The organism is Agromyces cerinus subsp. cerinus (assembly GCF_900142065.1).
Classification (GTDB): domain Bacteria; phylum Actinomycetota; class Actinomycetes; order Actinomycetales; family Microbacteriaceae; genus Agromyces; species Agromyces cerinus.
In genome coordinates, this window is the sequence record NZ_FSRJ01000003.1 from 634,768 (window position 1) to 652,582 (window position 17,815).

Here is a 17,815-nt window from a genome sequence, read left to right on the forward strand (position 1 = left end):
ACCAATGAAGACTCGAATCATCGGTGCGATCGTCGCTCTCGTGCTCGCGGCGTTGGGCGCGTTCGTCATCATCACCTATGTGCGCGGTGCCGACGCTCGCGCTGCCGAAGGCATGGAGATGGCCGACGTCTACATCGTTCAGCAACCCATCCCAAAGGGCACCGCAGGCGCCGCGGTCGGCGACTTCGTCGAGCTGGACACTGTCCCGACGAAGAACCTCGCCGCTGGACATGTCACCGATCTCGACGAGATCAGCGGACTCGTCGCGGACGCCGAGCTGCTCCCCGGCGAGCAGCTCCTCGTCGAGCGATTCGTCGACCCGCTCGAGCTCGCGGCGCGCGGCGACGTCGTGATCCCCGACGGCATGCAGCTGATGTCGTTCACGCTCCCCGCCGATCGGGTGGTCGGTGGCCAGGTTCGAGCCGGCGACTCGATCGGCCTCGTCGGGACGGTCGATCCCGACGAGGTCGGCGATCAGGAAGACGTCGTCAATCCGATCACGCAGTTCGCCTTCCACAACGTGCTCGTCACGAAGGTCCAGGGCGCGGTCGCACCGCAGGCGAACGCCGAGGGGGATGCGGCGGCGGAGGACGCTGCTGCACAGCCCGAGCAGAACTCAGGTGACAGCATCATGGTGACCATCGCCTTGAGTGCTCACGACATCGAACGATGGGTGTGGTTCACCGAGGGCGAGGCGGCGAGCTACGCGCAGATGTGGCTCACCCTCGAGAACGACAAGACCGTCAATACCGGCACCGAGCCGGTGACCGGGAGCAACGCGTTCTAGTGTCCGCCTACCTCCTGGTCAGTCGTTCCGCCGAGTATGAGACTCGTCTACAGGCTCTGCTCGGTGAACGGCTCGCCGTGATCCCGGGGGAGTTCCTCACCTTCGGCCCCGACTCGGTCGTGAGCCGGGTAGCGGGCAGCCCGCGCATCGCACTGCTCGGGCCGGTGCTCAACTACGAGGAGACCCGAGGGCTCGTCGAAGCGCTCACGGCGAAGCATCCGGATCTCGGGCTCATCGTGGTCCGTGAACAGCGATCGGACCTCGAGGACTGGGTCGACGAGCTCGCCCTTCACGCGGTACTGAGCCCCGACGCCGGCGACGACACCACGATCAGGCTGCTCGATCGGCTCGCCGGTTGGCTCGTCGAGAACGGACGGGCGACCGCGAGCGACTTCGACGCGCCGGCGGCGCTGGAGATCGACGAGGAGATCCTCGGGGTGCTCGATGTCGGCCTCGAGACCGTCGTCGATGCCCCGTCGCCGGTCGCCGAGGAGCCCTCGCCGGTCGTTGTGGAGGCGGAACCCGAGCCCGAGGCGCCGGAATGGGAGTTCCCGCCGCTCGATGCCGGTACGCCCACCGAAGCGATCGCCGTCGTCGCGCCGAAGGGTGGTCAGGGCAAGACCACGATCGCCATCAATCTCGCGACCGGCCTCGCCGAGGTCGCACCCAACTCCGTCGTGCTCGTCGACGCCGACCTGCAGTTCGGCGACATCACCGCAGCTCTCGCGCTCTCGCCCGCACGTACGATCGTCGATGCGGTCGCCGACGCCGCGGCCGATGAACTCGTGCTGAAGACGACGCTCACCCACCACGAGGACGGATTCTTCGTGGTGGCGAGTGCGCCGTCTCCGGAGTTCGGCGACCAGGTGTCGCCTCGTGCGCTCGCGCAGCTCATCGACCGGCTCCGCTCGGCGTTCCGCTACGTGATCATCGACACGACGCCAGGTCTCGGCGAGCACACGCTGGTGACGCTCGAGCACGTCACCGACGCCGTCTTCGTCACGGTCATGGGTGTGCCGAGCCTGCGTGCGATGCGCACCGAGTTCGAATTGCTCACCAGGCTCGGCCTCATGCCGGGCAACCGGCACATCGTGGTCAATCAGACCGACAAGAACAGTGGGCTCACGACGAAGGACGTCGAGAGTATCCTCGGAGCCCCCGTCGACTTCGAGGTGCCGAAGTCGTCGGCGGTGCTCCTGGCATCGAACCGCGGTGTGCCGCTCATCCACGACGATGTGCGAGACCCCGCAGCGAAGGCGATCCGTTCGATCGTGCTTCGCATCGCGCCGGAGGCATTCCCGAAGCGCAGCAGGATCCAGAGAAGGCGGCGATCGAATGAACCTGAATGATCGGCTGAACGCCCTTCGCAATGCAGAGGAGCGCGTTGCCTCCGAACCGGAGCGTGCGGCGGCCTACCCCAGCCCACCCGACACGGCCGCAGCGCCTCCGGAGCAGACCCCGGTGGTCGCCACCCCAGTGGATCCGGTCGCCCAAGCCGACCCTCGGGGCGCCAACGCGTTCGTGTCATCCCAACCAGCCTCGGCGCAACTGCGACGCCCGGCGCCGGCCGTCGACCCGCTGGCGGAGACGAAGGAGAAGGCCGCTCAAGAGCTCTTCGGGCGGATCGGGTCGCGACTCAACGATTCCTCGTTGACCGAGGAGCAACTGCATCAACTCGCTCGGCACGAACTCTCCGAGATCGTCGCCGCGGAACAGCTCGCCCTGACGACCGCGGAGCGGAACAGGCTCATCGACGACATCGGCGCCGACGTGCTCGGCTACGGGCCGCTCGAGCCACTGCTCGACGACGAGTCCGTCAGCGAGATCATGGTCAATCGTCATGACCAGATCTACGTCGAACGCTACGGCCGGCTCCAGGAGACGCCGTACCGGTTCACCGGTGAACCGCAATTGCGGCGAGTGATCGAACGGATCGTGTCCAGGGTCGGTCGACGCATCGACGAGGCATCGCCGCTCGTCGACGCTCGACTCGAAGACGGCTCGCGTGTGAACGCCATCATCCCTCCGCTCGCGGTCGACGGCTCGTCGCTCACGATCCGGAAGTTCGCGGGCACCCCGTACACCGTCGACGACCTCATCAGGTTCGGAACCCTGACGCGCGAAGCCGCGACGGTTCTCGACGCCGCGGTGCGGGCGAAGCTCAACATCCTGGTCTCAGGAGGAACGGGCACCGGAAAGACGACCCTGCTGAACGTGCTGTCGGCGTTCATCCCCGGGGATGAACGGATCGTGACGATCGAGGATGCGGTCGAACTCCAGCTCCAGCAGGAGCACGTCGTGCGCCTCGAGTCGCGACCGCCGAACATCGAGGGCCGTGGCGAGATCACCATTCGCGACCTGGTGCGCAACTCCCTTCGCATGCGCCCCGACCGCATCGTCGTCGGCGAGGTTCGTGGAGCCGAATCCCTCGACATGCTGCAGGCGATGAACACCGGTCATGAGGGCTCCATCTCGACGCTCCACGCCAACGCACCGCGTGACGCGATCGCGCGCATGGAGACGCTCGTGCTCATGGCGGGCATGGAACTGCCGCTTCGCGCGATCCGCGAGCAGATCGCCTCGGCGATCGACATCATCGTGCAGATCACCCGCCACAAGGACGGCGTCCGCCGCATCACCGCGATCACCGAAGTGCACGGGATGGAGGGTGACGTCATCACACTGCAGGACGCGTTCGCGTTCGACTACTCGGCCGGCTACGACGACGAGGGCCGGTTGAAGGGGACCATCGAGCCGACCGGTGTCCGGCCGCGCTTCGCCGAACGGATCGCGGACCAGGGGATCGCGCTACCGATCGCGCTCTTCCAGGTGCAGCATCGCGAAATGCTCGGAGAGATCCGGTGACTCCGCTCATCTTGATCCTCGGCATCAGCACCGTGCTGCTCGCCGGCCTGGTCGCGGTCTTCTTCGTGTTCGCACCACCCGCACCCCGCGTTGCACGCGATCGTCGGAGCGCCCCGGGGGTGGAACACGTCTCCGCGCTCACCCGCATCACCGATCGCACCGTTGGAGCGCTCGACTCGGTCGCTTCCCGTCGCAAGTCGCGCTTCTTCGGGCAGGAGGAACTCGAACTCGCCGGCGTGCAGTCGGAGCCGTCGGGCTTCCTCGTGCTCGTGACCTCGGCGGCGGCCGTTCTCGCGCTGGTGGGGGCATTGCTCGGCCTGGCCAACGGGTCGTCGGTCGTCCTCGCGCTGCTGTTCGCAGCGCTCACTCCGGTCCTGGCCAAGGTCGTCCTCGTCATGCGAACGGCGAAACGTCGTGCGAAGTTCGCCGAGCAGATCGACGACATGGTGCAGATGATCGCGGGCGGTCTGCGGGCGGGGCATGGTCTCAGCCGTTCGATCACCGCTGTCGCGACGGAATCCGACTCACCCATGCGCGAGGAACTCGCACGAGTCGTGAATGAGACGCGTTTGGGGCGACCGCTGTCGGATTCGCTCCTGACGACGGCCGCTCGCATGCGGAGCCCCGACTTCGAATGGATCGCTCAGGCGATCGCCATCAACCAGGAGACCGGCGGCAACCTCGCGGAGGTGCTCGACCAGGTCGGCAAGACGATCCGCGACCGCAACGAGATCCGGCGGCAGGTGAGCGCGCTGTCGGCTGAAGGCCGTCTCTCGGCGATCATTCTCGTGGCACTGCCGATCGCGGTGTTCCTGCTCCTGATGGCCACACGCCCGAGCTACATGAGCGTGCTGTTCGAGACCGTGCTGGGCCTGATCTCGCTCGTCATCGCCGTGCTGCTGCTGATCGTCGGCATGATCTGGATCTCGTTCACGGTGAAGGTGAAGTTCTGAGATGCCCGTATTCATCATGGTCGTCGGATTGCTCAGTGCGGCGGCGTTCGGGGTGTTCGTCTTCTTGCTGTTCCCGTCGACGACGAAGGCGCCAGTGCCCGCGGCCGAGGCCTCCGAGATCGAGCAGCCGAGCGCGGTTCCGGTGCAGCAGTCGACGATCGGCACGAGGTTCGTCGCTGCCGCCCCGAAGGGCTACATCGCGTGGATCGAGCGCCAGATCCTGCACGCTGGCAGACCTGGAGGATGGACGGTCGCGCGCATTCTCGCGTGGAAGGTCGTGCTGACGCTCATCGCCGTGGTCTTCGGGTGGATGTTCGTCGTGTCGGGAGGCGTGGAGCCGTTCAAGGTGCTCGTCGCCGTCGTGCTCGTTGCGATCGCGTTCGCCCTGCCCGATGTGCTCATCAACAGCAGGGCCCACGATCGCCAGACTGCGATCAACAATGCGCTGCCCGACACGCTCGATCAGATGACGATCGCCGTCGAGGCGGGCCTCGGATTCGATGCGGCGATGGCGAAGTCCGCTCGAAACGGCAAGGGCCCCCTGGCCGAAGAACTGATCCGGGTGCTGCAGGACATGTCGATCGGTCGAACACGACGCGACGCCTTCCTGGAGCTCGACCACCGAACGAACTCGGCGGATCTGAAGCGGTTCGTCCGAGCCGTGGTGCAGGCCGACGCCTACGGCATCGCACTCGGCGACGTGCTGCGAGTGCAGGCCGGCGAGATGCGACTGAAGCGTCGTCAGCGGGCCGAAGAGCAGGCGCAGAAGGTCACCGTCAAGATCCTCTTCCCGCTCATCTTCTGCCTACTGCCGGTGCTGCTCATCGTCGTCATGGCGCCCGCGGTCATCGGGATCATGGACGCGTTCAGCCAGGTCCGGTGAATCCGCAGGTGCCTCGGAGACGCCGCTGCTTCGGCGGAGCTGCGGGCGGAACAGGAAGAGCGGATACAGCGACACGCACATGATCGCGAACGCGATGAGTGCGAACGTCTCGTTGTTCATGAGCACCACGATCGAAATATGGAGGCCGACGCCGAGCAGCGCCGCCAGCCGGCGACTCGCGGGAAACCAGAGACCGATCGCGATGATGAGCTCGACGACGACGGTGAGCACGGCAGCAGTGAAGAAGAGCTGCCACGGGAGGGTGATCCACACCCATTTCGAGAGTGGGGCGCCGGTGATGAACGTCGGGTTCATCTTGCTCACGGCTGAGAAGAAGTACAGGACCGAGAGCTGACTCATCATGAGCAACTGCGGCCACCAGGGCACGGTGGCATGGTGGCGCCGAGTGACGGACCAGGTCGAGTCCGAGCGCGCGAACACGAGATACGCCATCAGCAGCGTGGCGAGCCACCGGTGGCTGCTGTATGCCTGCTGGTCGGCGAGCAGGACTGTCGCATTCAGCACGACGGTCAGGATGGCCCCAGGTGCCGTCATCCAGCCGATCGCCACCGCGATCCCCGCCGCGATGGCGAGCACGAGGCCGGCGATCAGCCATGGCAGCTCGAGCGCGGGCAGGCCCGTGAAGACGGGCGCGGCAAGATAGCCGGCCGAGACGCGTTCCAAGATGGTGAACGCCTCGATCGCATTGAGGATCGTGGCGATGCCGAGCCCGATTCTGGCGATGGCCACCGGGCGTGCGTCGGTTCGGATGTCGATCAGTCGCATTCGATGCTCCGAACTCGGCCCGACTGCTCCACCCGCACGCTCACCGCAGCGGCGTCTGCCTCGCAGATCGCCTCCGGAAGCGACGGCAGCCAATCGATCTCCGGTCGATTCTTCGCGACGATCCGGTCGAGGTCGACGACCGGGTGTTCGACTCCGTCGGCATCGACGGTGATCGCCGTGACGCCGCCGAGCGCCGAGTACATCTGGAATCCGAACTCCTGCGGAGGTGGTTGGAGCAGCGCGACGAGCGGGAGTGCGATCTGGAGGCAGATCACGGCGCAGATCGCGATGGTTCCGATCGTGCCACCCGGTCGCCGGCCGGACGATATAGCCGTGCGGCCGGTCGCACCGGCGTCGGCTTCGTCGTCAGGGGTGCCCACGCTCTCACGCTAGGGCTTTCCCCGCCCGGCACCAATGCCCGCGTTGGTGGGCCAACCGAGAGGAGCGAGACGGGCCGCGGCCGAGAGGGCAACCGATGACTCCGACCAGTCCTGCTCCCGGGGTCGCGGCCGCCCTCGCTAGGCTGAGCACAGACCGAGGGGAGGCGGCATGGCGGAGCCTGAGCCCCCCGAGCCCGACCGCCCCGGAACCTGGCGACCCGACGTGCTCGGCGCGGGGTTTGAGCAGCTCACCCTGCCTCTCGGCACCGACAATCAGGGTGAGGTCGTGGCCACCCTCGTGCGGCACCGGCCTCCGTGGCGCCTCCGGCTCACGCGAGGCGCGGCATCCGGAGCCGATGTGCTCTACGTGCACGGCTGGAGCGACTATTTCTTCAACCCCGGCCTCGCCGAGTACTGGTCGAACGCCGGCGCGCGGTTCTACGCGCTCGACCTGCGCAAGTACGGACGGAGCCTGCGCCCCGGCCAGACGCCCGGGTTCATCACCGACCTCGCCGACTACGACGCCGACATCGCCGCTGCGCTCGCCGCGATGGGCCACGGTGCGCCCGACGGATCCGATGGCGGGGATGCCGCGGCGAGGGGCAGCAACGGGCGACCGCTCATCCTGCTCGGCCACTCGACCGGCGGGCTCACGCTCAGCCTCTGGGCCGCGCGGCACCCCGGGCGTGCCGCAGCGCTCGTGCTCAACAGCCCGTGGCTCGAGTTCCAGGCGAGCAGGGTGGGGCGCGAGGCGCTCGCGCCGGTCATCGGCTGGGGTGCCAAGGTGAATCCGCTCGCCCCGCTGCCGAACGTCGACCTGGGCTTCTACACGCGCACGGTCGCGAAGGAGCAGGAGGGCGAGTGGGAGTACAACCACGACTGGCGGCCCGACCGTGGGTTCACGGTGCATCCGGCCTGGCTGAACGCCGTGCTCGCCGGGCACGCCACGGTCGCCTCGCGCGTCGACGTGGGCGCCCCGGTGCTGACGCTGCTCTCGAAGCGGTCGACGCTGCAGGCGCGGTGGGACCCGGCGATGGCGTCGAGCGACATCGTGCTCGTGGTCGACGAGGTCGCCGAGCGCACGCTGCGGCTCAGCCAGGTCGGCGCCGTGGCACGCATCGACGGGGCGCTGCACGATGTGTTCCTGTCGCGAGCGCCCGTGCGTGAGGCCGCGTACGCCGCGATCACGCAGTGGCTGCGCGGCTACGGGCCCGCATCATGAGCACAACCGGGATTTGGACCAGGCAGGGCAGCCTCCTCGTCGGACTGATGGCGTGGTTGGCGCTCGCCGGATTCGCAACAATCTGCAGCGGGGTCTGGCTGCGGGAGTCCTTCTGGCTGATGGACTATACGCTGCGGGCCGAAGCAGTCGCAGACGGCATGCCCTGGCTGATCCTCGGAGCTGCGCTCTCCGTCGTAACGTTCACCGGTGGACGCCTCGTGGGCGGACGGTGGTGGGACTCAGCTCTCGCCGTGGCACCCGCGATCGTCGTCGTCGCCGTCGAACTGTTCACTGGGGTTGCGATGACCGCGATCGGACACGTGCTCTTCCTTCCGGCGGTCGCGATCGCGATGTTCGGGGCCGGGGGAGTCGTCCGTGCAACGGTCAGGAGGCTTGACCGACTTCCGGAGCCCGATCCGCCACGAACGGGCCCCTCAGGGCCGCCCGCTGGACCAACATGATCGTCTTCGCATCGATGATGTCGCGGCCGATGCGGCAGCGCGGGGCTCGCTAGCGGAAGTTGACGAACTGCAGGGCGACCTCGAGGTCCTTGCCCTTGAGCAGCGCCATCGTGGCCTGCAGGTCGTCGCGGCTCTTCGAGGAGACCCGCACCTCGTCGCCCTGCGTCTGGCTCTTCACGCTCTTCGGCGCCTCGTCGCGGATGATCTTGTTGATCTTCTTCGCGTTCTCGGAGTCGATGCCGGCCTTCATCGTGGTCTCGATGCGGAACTCCTTGCCCGACGGGAACGGCTCCCCGGCGTCGAGCGAACGCAGCGAGATGCCGCGCTTGATGAGCTTGGCCTCGTAGACCTCGAGGATCGCCTTCGCGCGCTCCTCGCTGTTGGCCTTGATCAGCACCTTCTCGCCGGACTGCTCGATCGAGGCGCCGACGTTCTTGAAGTCGTAACGCTGCGCGACCTCTTTCTGCGCCTGGTGGAGGGCGTTGTCGGCCTCCATCTGGTCGACCTTGGAAACGATGTCGAACGTTGCATCAGCCATGCCGCCCAGTGTACCGACGAGATCGAAACGGCGAGCGGATGCCGCGTGGCAGGGGTTTCGAGACGGCGCCGGCGCGCCTCCTCAACCCGCAGAGGGGGTTACGCCGGCGGGCGGGCCGTCGACGAGCGCACGCGCAACTCGTAGGGCAGGGGAGTGGCGGCGGGCGTCGCGGCATCCGTCGTCGCCGGCTCGAGCTGGTCCATCAGGATCTCGACCGCCATCTCGCCCTGCACGCGGGGGAACTGCGCGACCGTCGTGAGGCCGAAGAAGTCGGAGAGGTCGTGGTCGTCGATGCCGGCGATCGAGACGTCGCGCGGCACGACGAGTCCGAGGTCGCGAGCCGCGAGGATCGAACCGATGGCCATCTCGTCGGATGCCGCGAAGATCGCGGTGGGTCGGTCGTGCGGGGCGCCGAGCAGCTGCTTCGCGGCGTGGTACCCGCCGCGGATCGTGAAGTCGGCCGGTGCGAACAGTCGCGGGTCGACGTCGATGCCGGCGTCGCGGAGCGCGCCCTCGTAGCCGATGCGGCGATTCGTCGGCAGGTGGAAGTCCATGTCGAACTCGAGGTCGCCGCCGATGTGCGCGATGCGGGTGTGGCCGAGGCCGATGAGGTGCTCGGTCGCGAGCCGCGCGACCGAGACGTCGTCGATCGTGAGGGTGCGCACGCCGGGGATCGGGCCGCCGACGCCGACGAGCGGCTTGCCGAGCTCGTGCAGGCGCGCGACCTCGGGCTCGGTGAGTTCGAGGGAGACGGCGATGACGGCGTCGACGCGCTGGCGCAGCAGGAAGTGTTCGAAGACGCTCGCCCGCTCGCGGCCGTCGCCCGAGAGGTTGTAGAGGGTCAGGTCGTAGCCGCTGCGGAGGAGGGACTGCTGGGCGCCCTCGAGCACCGAGGAGAAGAACCAGCGGTTCAGGAACGGCACGACGACGCCGATGTTGCGGGTGCGACCCGACGCGAGACTCGAGGCGTTGGAGGAGACGACGTAGCCGAGCCGTGCCGCGGCCTCTTCGACCTTCGCCTTTGATCCGGGGGAGACGTGGCCGCGGCCGCTGAGCGCGCGCGAGACCGTCGCGGTGGAGACTCCCGCGAGTCTCGCGACCTCTTCGATGCCGGCCATGGCTCCTCATTCCCGGCGCTGCCGAGTCGTTTCCCGGCCGTGCCGAGTCAGAGGAATCCTACTCGTCCATGCCTGCGGTGCCCCGCGTGGCGCGTTGTCTCCGCGCGACGGGTGGGATAGAAATACGAGTCGGGGCTGGCTCACGGGGGTGGCGGCTCGCCCCCTGTCGCCGTCTCGAAGGGAAAGCACCCGTGAAGTGGCTCAAGGGCATCGCCGTGGCGTTGGTCGTGATCTTCGCCTTGTTCTACATGATCAGTCGTCCTGAAGACGCTGCGAACGTCGTGCAGGGTGCGTTCGGCGCGGTCGTCTCGGCCACCGAGGCCGTCGGCAGGTTCTTCAGCTCGCTCGCCTCATGACGCCATGAGCGTGTTCGGGTTCGATCCGCGCGTCGAGCGCCACCTCATCGCCGATGAGGGCGAGGTGATCGTCGACGAGGTGCGCAAGCACTGGGCCGCGGTCGTCGGAGCCGTCCTCGAGATGTGCGCGGCCGTACCCGCCCTGATCCTGCTGGCCTGGGTGCCGCAGCAGTTGTACTGGTTCCCGCTCTTCCTCGCGCTCTTCCTCTTCCTGCATGGACTCTGGCGGGTCCTGCAGGCTCGCATGGATCGCTTCGTGATCACGAACATGCGCGTGTTCCGCGTGCACGGCATCCTGTCGCAGCGCATCGCGACCATGCCGATCTCCCGAATCCTCGACATCTCGGTGCACACGCCGCTCATCGGCCGGGTCTTCGGCTACGGGCATTTCGTCTTCGAGTCCGCCGCTCAGGACCAGGGTCTCCGCGAGATCCGCTTCGTCGGGTCGCCCGACCAGCGCGGCGCCACGATCCAGCGGGTCATCCAGCGATCGGGCCTGCGCGGCCCCGCCCGACAGATGGGTCGCAGCGAGCAGTTCGACACGGCCCCCGCGCCCGCGCCGGCGCCGCAGCGCTACGACCCCGCGCCGCAGCCCGATCGCTACGACACGACCCCGCCGCGCGACCCGAACGACACCGCCGAGATGCCCTGGTGGCGGTCGTAGGCCGTCGATTTCTCGCACCGGCCCTCGGCGGGTACCATTGACAGGCCCCCGGTTGTGTGCAGAACGTGGTCGGGTGCGATGGCGAGTTACCCAAGCGGCCAAAGGGATCTGACTGTAAATCAGACTGCTCAGCATTCGGGGGTTCGAATCCCTCACTCGCCACCAAAGAAGCCCCGGTCAGCCGGGGCTTTCGTGGTTTCACGGCCGAGAATCGCGGATGCCGCGGTGCGGCGTTCATCTCGTCGGGCTAGCGTGTCGGCATGAGAGACGACGCATCCGCTGCCCTGCTCGACCTCGCCCGCGGCATCGCCCTGCAGGCGGCGGAGTTCGCGCTCGACGCCCGGCGCGGCGGCGTGAGCGTTGCCGCGACGAAGTCGTCGCCCGTCGATGTCGTCACCTCGGTGGATCGCGACACTGAGGCGCTCATCCGCCGGCTCGTGCTCGAGGCGCGTCCCGATGACGGCATCGTCGGCGAGGAGGACGACACGCGAGTCGGCACCACCGGCGTCAACTGGGTCGTCGACCCGATCGACGGCACCGTGAACTTCCTCTACGGCATCCCCGCCTGGTCGATCAGCATCGCCGTGGTTGAAGGGTCGGACGACCCGACGCGATGGCGGGCGCTCGCCGGCGTGGTCGTCAACCCGAGCACCGGCGAGGTCTTCGAGGCGAGCGCAGGCGGCGGGGCCCGGCTCGACGGACGACGGTTGACGGTGAACACGGATGTCCCGCTCAGCCATGCCCTCGTCGGCACCGGCTTCTCGTACTCGGCCGAGGCTCGTCGTGCGCAGGCCGAGGTGCTGCTCGAGCTGCTGCCGCTCGCGCGGGACATCCGTCGTATGGGGTCGGGGGCGCTCGACCTCTGCTCGGTCGCGGCCGGTCGCCTCGACGCGTACTACGAGCGCGGGCTGAACCCGTGGGATCACGCCGCCGGCGCATTGATCGCGCAGGAGGCCGGCGCGCGGGTCGGCGGACCGCGCGGGGGAGCCGTCACTGCCGAGCTCGTGCTGGCCGCGGCGCCGGCGCTGTACGAGGAGATCGCCGCGGCATTGCGACGCGCCGGAGTCGACGCCTGATCCGCAATCGCTGATCGCCGCGGATGCCGTGGACTTGCAGCGTTCTGACAGGTGGAAATCGTTGTTCGACATGGCATGCGCAGTCGAGACCGGGTAGTCTTTACCAACCTGTTATCCCGGCGTCACCGTCGAGATGCCCACCTCCCAGACCTGTTCGATCCCTACGAAGCCGAGAGTTTCCCCCCACGTGCTCGAGTCCCCCCTCGTGCCCGACGATTCCACGCCAGGCACCCAGGCCCTTTCGCGGCCCGAGCGACCCCTGACTCGTCGTGAACTCCGTGAGCGCGAGGCGGCCGTGACGGCTGCGGCGCAGCAGGCCGTGGCGATCGGGCAGCACGGAATGGCGGCGGCGCAGTCGGCATCGGTTGCGCAGGCGGCGCCGGTTGCGGCGGATGCCTCGTGGCAGGCGCTCGTGACTCCTGCGGTTGCGTCCGCTCCCGCGTACACGCAGGCTGCCGCCCAAGCGCCGGCCTACGCGCCCGCAGCGGTGTTCACCCCGGCACCCGCGCCCGCTCCGATGGCTGCGGCTGCTCCGGTGTTCACCCCGGCCCCAGTCGCACAAGCGGCCGCTCCTGCCTCGGCGTCTCCCGCGGCTCCGTGGTATCCCGACCAGACTCCGGCGCCGGTCGCGACCGGCGGGCTGCGGCCCAGGCGCTCGGCTCCCGAGGCTCCGCAGTTGCCGGCTCCGTCGGGTCTCCTCGAACATCCGGCCCCCTCCGAACACTCGTCTGACGCAGTCTCAGTCGCATCCGCACTCGCGACAACTCCCGCAACATCCGCAACTCCCGCTCCGAAGCCCCAGGCCGAGCCGGTCGACCACTCGGTCGACAGGAACTCGGCCTTCGCCGTTTCGCGGGCGGACTCCGCTTCACGTGCGGTCCGTGATGCGCCGGCAGGGTCGACGTCCGAGCCGAGCATCGGATTCGACGCGCTCTTCGCCGGACTCGGAGACGAGACCGAGGCGGCCGAGCCCGTGGGGCGCCGCGCGGAGGCATCCGCTCGGTCGGCCCGCCCGTCGCGCGCCGAGCGCAAGGCCGAGAAGGCTGCGAAGGCGACGAAGGCCGGCAAGGCGACGAAGGCTGTGGCGGCCGAGCGGCCCGCACGTTCCGCCGCTCCGGTGCGGCCCCCGGTCGCGCCGATCCCGACGCCCGACGCCGGTGCTTCGGCGACCGACGACTTCGCCGCCGTGATCGCCGCCTCGGCGATGGCCCGCATGGCCGACAGCGCGCCCGTGCCGATCCCCGCGCCCGAGTCGCAGGAGTTCGCACCCACTTCGGTCTGGCAGCCCTCGACCGGCGTCGCCGCGGCCGAGCAGCGGCCGCGTCGTTCGCCCGGCGCCGACTTCGTCGGTGCACGGCGGTCGACCGGGCGCGACGCATCGGGCTCCGACACAGCGGCCGCGACGCCCAGGCCGCCGGCCAAGCGACGGGTGAAGCGTGCCGGGCGGGTCGCCCGCATGTCGAGCGGCTTCGCGGCGATGAGCTTCGCGGCGCTGCTCGCGGTCACCACCTCGGTGCCCTCGCTCTCGCTGCTGTCGCCCGCCGACGTGCAGGCCATGGCGCTCGAGCGGGCGAACGTCGGCACCGAGCCCGGTCAGCAGGTCGAGATCAACGGAGGCGCCCTCGCGCAGACCGTGCAGCGCGACGGCTACGAGACGCAGACCATCGACGAGTACGCCCGCGCGGCCGGCATCCGGCCAGAGGCGACGTTCACGAACAACCCGTCGGGCACGATCCAGTGGCCGTTCGCGGTCGGCGTGCACATCGGCGACCGCTTCGGCTACCGCGACTGCGCCGGCTGCTCGAGCGACCACGGCGGCCAGGACTTCAACCCGGGCCTCGGCGCCGAGATCCAGGCGATCGCCGACGGCGTCGTCGCGAACTCGACGGACTCCGGCGGATCGCTCGGCGTGGTCATGATGATCGATCACATGATCGACGGCGAGCTCGTCACGAGCGTCTACGCGCACATGGAGTACGAGTCGCGTCGCTTCGAGGTCGGCGACACGGTCAGCGTCGGCGACGTCATCGGCAACACCGGCGACACCGGCATGTCGACGGGGCCGCACCTGCACTTCGAGATCCGCCTCGGAGGCATGGACGGCACCAAGGTCGACCCGCTCGACTGGCTGTACGCGAACACCAACTGACGTGCGGCCGCACGTGCACGGCCGCACGGTCGATGACGAGACCCGTTGCGTGCACTACGCGACGGCGGTCGACATCATCGCGATCCGGTTCGCCTGCTGCGATCGCTACTACCCGTGCCACGCCTGCCATGAGGAGGCGGAGTCGCACCCGGTCGTGCGTCGGCCGCGCGCCGAATGGGACGCGCCCGGCATCCTCTGCGGTGCCTGCGGCACCGAGCTCTCCGTGAACGAGTACCGCGCCGGCGAGTCGTGCCCGAGCTGCGCCGCGGCCTTCAACCCGCGCTGCCGCCTGCACTGGGACCTCTACTTCGAGCAGTAGGCGCGTCGCGCGGCCGGAGCAGTCTCCGGCCGCACAGACGCCGCGCGGGTCGAACCGCTAGGCCGTGAGCCAGACCGTCGTGTCGGCGGGCAGTGCCCGACCCTCGAAGGGCTCGCTCGAGAGCAGCACCTCGCCTGCCGGCAGTTCGACGGATGCGTCGCCGGCATTGGCGATCACGACGACGTCGCCGTTGCGGAACGCGATGACGGACTCGGGGAAGCCGGGGAGCCACTCGAGCGCGCCCGCGCCGAGGTCGTGCGCGCGCCGCAGTGCAAGGGCGTCGCGGTAGAGCGAGAGCGTCGAGTCGGGGTCGCCCTGCTGCACGTCACGTGCGAGCTCGGCCCACTGCTCGGGCTGGGGGAGCCACGAGGCATCCGTCGGGCCGAAGCCGTACGAGGGTGCCGTCGACTCCCAGGGCAGCGGTACGCGGCATCCGTCGCGCCCGTAGCGCTCACCGCTCGTGCGGAACCACGTCGGGTCCTGGCGGGCGTCGTCGGGCACGTCGATGACCTCGGGCAGGCCGAGCTCCTCGCCCTGGTAGAGGTAGACCGAACCGGGCAGCGCGAGCATGAGCGCGGTCGCGGCGCGAGCGCGGCGGAGGCCGGGCTCGTACTCGGGCAGGCCCTTCGAGCGCGGCCCGAGGCCGTGACCCTGGGGGTTCGCCTCGGTGACCGAGAGCCGGGTCGCGTGGCGCACGACGTCATGGTTCGAGAGCACCCAGGTCGAGGGTGCGCCGACCGCGGCGAACGCGGCGAGCGAGTCGTCGATGACGCTGCGCAGGGCGTCGGCGTTCCACGGCGTCTCGAGGTAGGCGAAGTTGAACGCCTGGTGCATCTCGTCGGGGCGCACCCAGTTCGCGAGCCGCGAGAGCGGGTCGACCCATGCCTCGGCTGCGAGGATGCGGTCGTCGGGGTACTCGTCGAGCAGCGTCCGCCAGTCGCGGTAGATCTCGTGCACGCCGTCCTGGCCCCAGTACGGCGCACTGTCGCCGGGTTCTGCCGAGATCTCGGGCTCGAGCGGCATGCCGGATGTCGCAGCACCGCCCATGCTGCCGCCCTCTGCCGGGGGAGTGAAGTCGGGCAGGCCGTCGGCCTTGATCATGCCGTGGGCGACGTCGACGCGGAAGCCGTCGACACCGCGGTCGAGCCAGAAGCGCAGGATGTTGCGGAACTCCTCGCGCACCTCGTCGTTCGTCCAGTCGAAGTCGGGCTGCGAGCTGTCGAAGAGGTGCAGGTACCACTGCCCGGGCGTGCCGTCGGCTTCGACGATGCGGGTCCATGCCGGCCCGCCGAAGACGGACTCCCAGTTGTTGGGCGCCTCGGCGCCGTCGGCCCCGCGGCCGTCGCGGAACAGGTAGCGGGCGCGCTCGGCGCTGCCGGGCGCTGCGGCGAGCGCCGCCTGGAACCACTCGTGCGCGTCGGAGGAGTGGTTCGGCACGAGGTCGACGATGACGCGGATGCCGCGGGCGTGCGCCTCGGCGACCATCGCGTCGAAGTCGGCGAGGGTGCCGAAGAGCGGGTCGACGTCGCAGTAGTCGGCGACGTCGTAGCCGGCGTCCCGCTGGGGCGAGGTGTAGAAGGGGGAGAGCCAGATCGCGTCGATGCCGAGCTCCTGCAGCGCACCGAGGCGCGAGGTGATGCCGGCGAGGTCGCCCATGCCGTCGCCGTTCGCGTCGGCGAACGACCGGGGGTAGATCTGGTAGATCGCGGCGGTGCGCCACCATTCGGAAGTCATGCGGAAACTGTACGTCATCCCGATACATGATGGAAACGCTTGCAGTTCGCACACGTCACGCGATGGTTACGAACCGGTATCAATGCGCGCTGCCCGGTTTGGTAATGAGACGGTGGCAAGGTATACCTGTAATCGCTTGCACCAAGCGAGCACTCCATACGGAAGAACGGCCTTTCGGGCGCGGTGCCCCGTTTCACAGCGGAACGGGGAGACTCATCCAGGCGAAGGCGCCGATCTCACGCACACTGAGAAGGGCACACCAATGAGGGTGAACAAGAAGAGCCTCCTCGCCGCCGGAGCCGTCGCAGTCATCGCGACCCTCGGTCTCGCGAGCTGCGCAGGCGGCGACAGCGGCTCCGAAGGCGAGGCCTCGTCGAGCGGCACGCTGACCGTCTGGGTCGACGCCGAGCGTGTCGACGCGCTGCAGGCAGCTGCCGACGCCTACTCCGAGGAGAAGGGCGTCAAGGTCGAGCTCGTCGGCAAGGACAACGCCGACATCAAGGACGACTTCATCCAGCAGGTTCCGACCGGCAAGGGCCCCGACATCACCATGGGCGCCCACGACTGGCTCGGCGAGCTCTCGACCAACGGCGTCGTCGCCCCGATCGAGCTCGGCGACTCCGCTGCCGACTACCTCCCCGTCGCGATCGACGCGTCGACCTACGAGGGCACGACCTACATGCTCCCCTACGCGGTGGAGAACATCGCGGTGCTCCGCAACGCCGACCTCGTTCCCGAGGCCGCCACGAGCTTCGACGACATGATCGCCAAGGGCCAGGCCGCCGGCCTCACCCACCCGTTCGTCGTGGAGCAGGGTGCAGAGGGCAACCCCTACCACCTGTACCCCTTCCAGACCGCGTTCGGTGCTCCCGTCTTCGGCACCACCGACGAGGGCTACGACCCGACCGACCTGCAGATCGGCAACGCGGGCGGCGAGCAGTTCGCCACGTGGCTCGGCAGCCAGGGCAAGAACGGCACCGGCGTCTTCAACACCGACATCGACGGTGACATCGCCAAGCAGGCCTTCATCGACGGCACCGCGGCCTTCTGGCTGACCGGCCCGTGGAACGTCGGCGCAGCGACCGACGCCGGCATCAACGTCGCGATCGACACCGTGCCGAGCCCGACCGCCGAGGTCGCTTCGCCGTTCGCCGGTGTCAAGGGCTTCTTCGTCTCGTCCGAGTCGAAGAACAAGGTCGCCGCGAACGACTTCCTCGTCAACTACATCGGCACCGAAGACGTTCAGCTCGAGCTCTTCAAGGCCGGCAACGTGCTCCCCGCCCTCTCGGCTGCCGCTGAGACCGCGTCGAGCGACCCGATCGTCGCCGGCTTCGCAGCCGTCGGCGCCGAGGCCGTGCCGATGCCCGCGATCCCCGCGATGGGCGCCGTGTGGCAGTACTGGGGCATCGCCGAGGCCGACATCATCAACGGTGCCGACCCGGTCACGACGTGGCAGAAGCTTGCCGCCGACGTGCAGGCCGCGATCAGCAAGTAACGACTGAGCAGCTCCGGGCCGGATGCCGC

18 protein-coding genes and 1 tRNA gene are annotated in these 17,815 nt (G+C 68.8%); 14 read left to right on the plus strand and 5 right to left on the minus strand.

Annotation, left to right across the window (positions count from 1 at the left end):
* Positions 1 to 4: 4 nt before the first annotated feature.
* From cpaB to BUR99_RS13435, 5 genes are read left to right on the plus strand one after another with little or no spacing between them, the layout of a single operon-like run.
* Entirely contained in the window at positions 5 to 787 is a 783-nt protein-coding gene (cpaB, locus tag BUR99_RS20055; protein ID WP_074260835.1) for a Flp pilus assembly protein CpaB, read from the plus strand.
* On the plus strand, positions 787 to 2,136 hold the full coding sequence (locus BUR99_RS13420; protein ID WP_143231631.1) for a CpaE/TadZ family protein: 1,350 nt from the start codon (positions 787 to 789) through the stop codon (positions 2,134 to 2,136). The genes cpaB and BUR99_RS13420 overlap by 1 nt, the downstream gene beginning before the upstream one ends.
* Positions 2,123 to 3,652, plus strand: a complete 1,530-nt coding sequence (locus tag BUR99_RS13425; RefSeq protein WP_074260836.1) for a TadA family conjugal transfer-associated ATPase — start codon at positions 2,123 to 2,125, stop codon at positions 3,650 to 3,652. The genes BUR99_RS13420 and BUR99_RS13425 overlap by 14 nt, the downstream gene beginning before the upstream one ends.
* The gene (locus tag BUR99_RS13430) at positions 3,649 to 4,605 is read left to right on the plus strand and encodes a type II secretion system F family protein (RefSeq protein ID WP_074260837.1); all 957 of its coding nucleotides are present in this window, start codon (positions 3,649 to 3,651) and stop codon (positions 4,603 to 4,605) included. Before BUR99_RS13425 ends, BUR99_RS13430 begins: the two co-directional genes overlap by 4 nt.
* A 1-nt stretch (position 4,606) precedes the next feature.
* On the plus strand, positions 4,607 to 5,488 hold the full coding sequence (locus BUR99_RS13435; RefSeq protein WP_074260838.1) for a type II secretion system F family protein: 882 nt from the start codon (positions 4,607 to 4,609) through the stop codon (positions 5,486 to 5,488).
* Here BUR99_RS13435 and BUR99_RS13440 read toward each other — a convergent pair.
* Both BUR99_RS13440 and BUR99_RS13445 read right to left on the minus strand, forming a co-directional pair.
* Complete coding sequence (locus BUR99_RS13440; RefSeq protein ID WP_074260839.1) at positions 5,411 to 6,274, minus strand: HTTM domain-containing protein; 864 nt, start codon at positions 6,272 to 6,274, stop codon at positions 5,411 to 5,413. The genes BUR99_RS13435 and BUR99_RS13440 overlap by 78 nt on opposite strands.
* Positions 6,265 to 6,654 (minus strand): hypothetical protein, encoded by a 390-nt coding sequence (locus tag BUR99_RS13445; protein ID WP_074260840.1) that lies wholly within the window; start codon positions 6,652 to 6,654, stop codon positions 6,265 to 6,267. Before BUR99_RS13445 ends, BUR99_RS13440 begins: the two co-directional genes overlap by 10 nt.
* Positions 6,655 to 6,823: 169 nt before the next feature.
* On the opposite strand from BUR99_RS13445, the gene BUR99_RS13450 reads away from it, so the two are divergent.
* Both BUR99_RS13450 and BUR99_RS13455 read left to right on the plus strand, forming a co-directional pair.
* Positions 6,824 to 7,876, plus strand: coding sequence for an alpha/beta hydrolase (locus tag BUR99_RS13450; protein ID WP_074260841.1), 1,053 nt, complete (start codon positions 6,824 to 6,826; stop codon positions 7,874 to 7,876).
* The gene (locus BUR99_RS13455) at positions 7,873 to 8,337 is read left to right on the plus strand and encodes a hypothetical protein (protein ID WP_143231632.1); all 465 of its coding nucleotides are present in this window, start codon (positions 7,873 to 7,875) and stop codon (positions 8,335 to 8,337) included. The genes BUR99_RS13450 and BUR99_RS13455 overlap by 4 nt, the downstream gene beginning before the upstream one ends.
* Before the next feature lie 49 nt (positions 8,338 to 8,386).
* On the opposite strand, the gene BUR99_RS13460 is transcribed toward BUR99_RS13455, so the two are convergent.
* Together BUR99_RS13460 and BUR99_RS13465 are read right to left on the minus strand one after the other, a co-directional pair.
* Positions 8,387 to 8,875 (minus strand): YajQ family cyclic di-GMP-binding protein, encoded by a 489-nt coding sequence (locus tag BUR99_RS13460; protein ID WP_022891219.1) that lies wholly within the window; start codon positions 8,873 to 8,875, stop codon positions 8,387 to 8,389.
* Between the two features lie 98 nt (positions 8,876 to 8,973).
* Positions 8,974 to 9,993, minus strand: a complete 1,020-nt coding sequence (locus BUR99_RS13465; protein ID WP_074260843.1) for a LacI family DNA-binding transcriptional regulator — start codon at positions 9,991 to 9,993, stop codon at positions 8,974 to 8,976.
* Between the two features lie 191 nt (positions 9,994 to 10,184).
* Here BUR99_RS13465 and BUR99_RS20465 point away from each other — a divergent pair, with 191 nt between their 5' ends.
* The 6 genes from BUR99_RS20465 (at position 10,185) to BUR99_RS13490 (ending at position 14,557) form a co-directional block, all read left to right on the plus strand.
* Complete coding sequence (locus tag BUR99_RS20465; RefSeq protein ID WP_165877421.1) at positions 10,185 to 10,349, plus strand: hypothetical protein; 165 nt, start codon at positions 10,185 to 10,187, stop codon at positions 10,347 to 10,349.
* A gap of 4 nt (positions 10,350 to 10,353) precedes the next feature.
* On the plus strand, positions 10,354 to 11,013 hold the full coding sequence (locus BUR99_RS13470) for a PH domain-containing protein (protein WP_074260844.1): 660 nt from the start codon (positions 10,354 to 10,356) through the stop codon (positions 11,011 to 11,013).
* Positions 11,014 to 11,093: 80 nt separating this feature from the next.
* Positions 11,094 to 11,178, plus strand: a tRNA-Tyr gene (locus BUR99_RS13475).
* A 95-nt stretch (positions 11,179 to 11,273) separates the two neighbouring features.
* A complete protein-coding gene (locus BUR99_RS13480) occupies positions 11,274 to 12,089 on the plus strand; it encodes an inositol monophosphatase family protein (protein WP_074260845.1) in 816 nt (271 codons plus the stop codon).
* Between the two features lie 187 nt (positions 12,090 to 12,276).
* Positions 12,277 to 14,238, plus strand: coding sequence for a M23 family metallopeptidase (locus tag BUR99_RS13485; protein ID WP_143231633.1), 1,962 nt, complete (start codon positions 12,277 to 12,279; stop codon positions 14,236 to 14,238).
* Position 14,239: 1 nt separating this feature from the next.
* Positions 14,240 to 14,557 carry a CHY zinc finger protein gene (locus tag BUR99_RS13490; protein WP_074260847.1) on the plus strand — a complete coding sequence of 106 codons (318 nt, stop codon included), beginning with the start codon at positions 14,240 to 14,242 and terminating at the stop codon, positions 14,555 to 14,557.
* Between the two features lie 57 nt (positions 14,558 to 14,614).
* Here the strand turns inward: BUR99_RS13490 and BUR99_RS13495 are convergent, their stop codons facing one another.
* A complete protein-coding gene (locus BUR99_RS13495; RefSeq protein WP_074260848.1) occupies positions 14,615 to 16,309 on the minus strand; it encodes a glycoside hydrolase family 13 protein in 1,695 nt (564 codons plus the stop codon).
* A 244-nt stretch (positions 16,310 to 16,553) separates the two neighbouring features.
* Here BUR99_RS13495 and BUR99_RS13500 point away from each other — a divergent pair, with 244 nt between their 5' ends.
* Positions 16,554 to 17,786 carry a sugar ABC transporter substrate-binding protein gene (locus BUR99_RS13500; RefSeq protein WP_074260849.1) on the plus strand — a complete coding sequence of 411 codons (1,233 nt, stop codon included), beginning with the start codon at positions 16,554 to 16,556 and terminating at the stop codon, positions 17,784 to 17,786.
* The last annotated feature ends 29 nt before the right edge of the window (positions 17,787 to 17,815 follow it).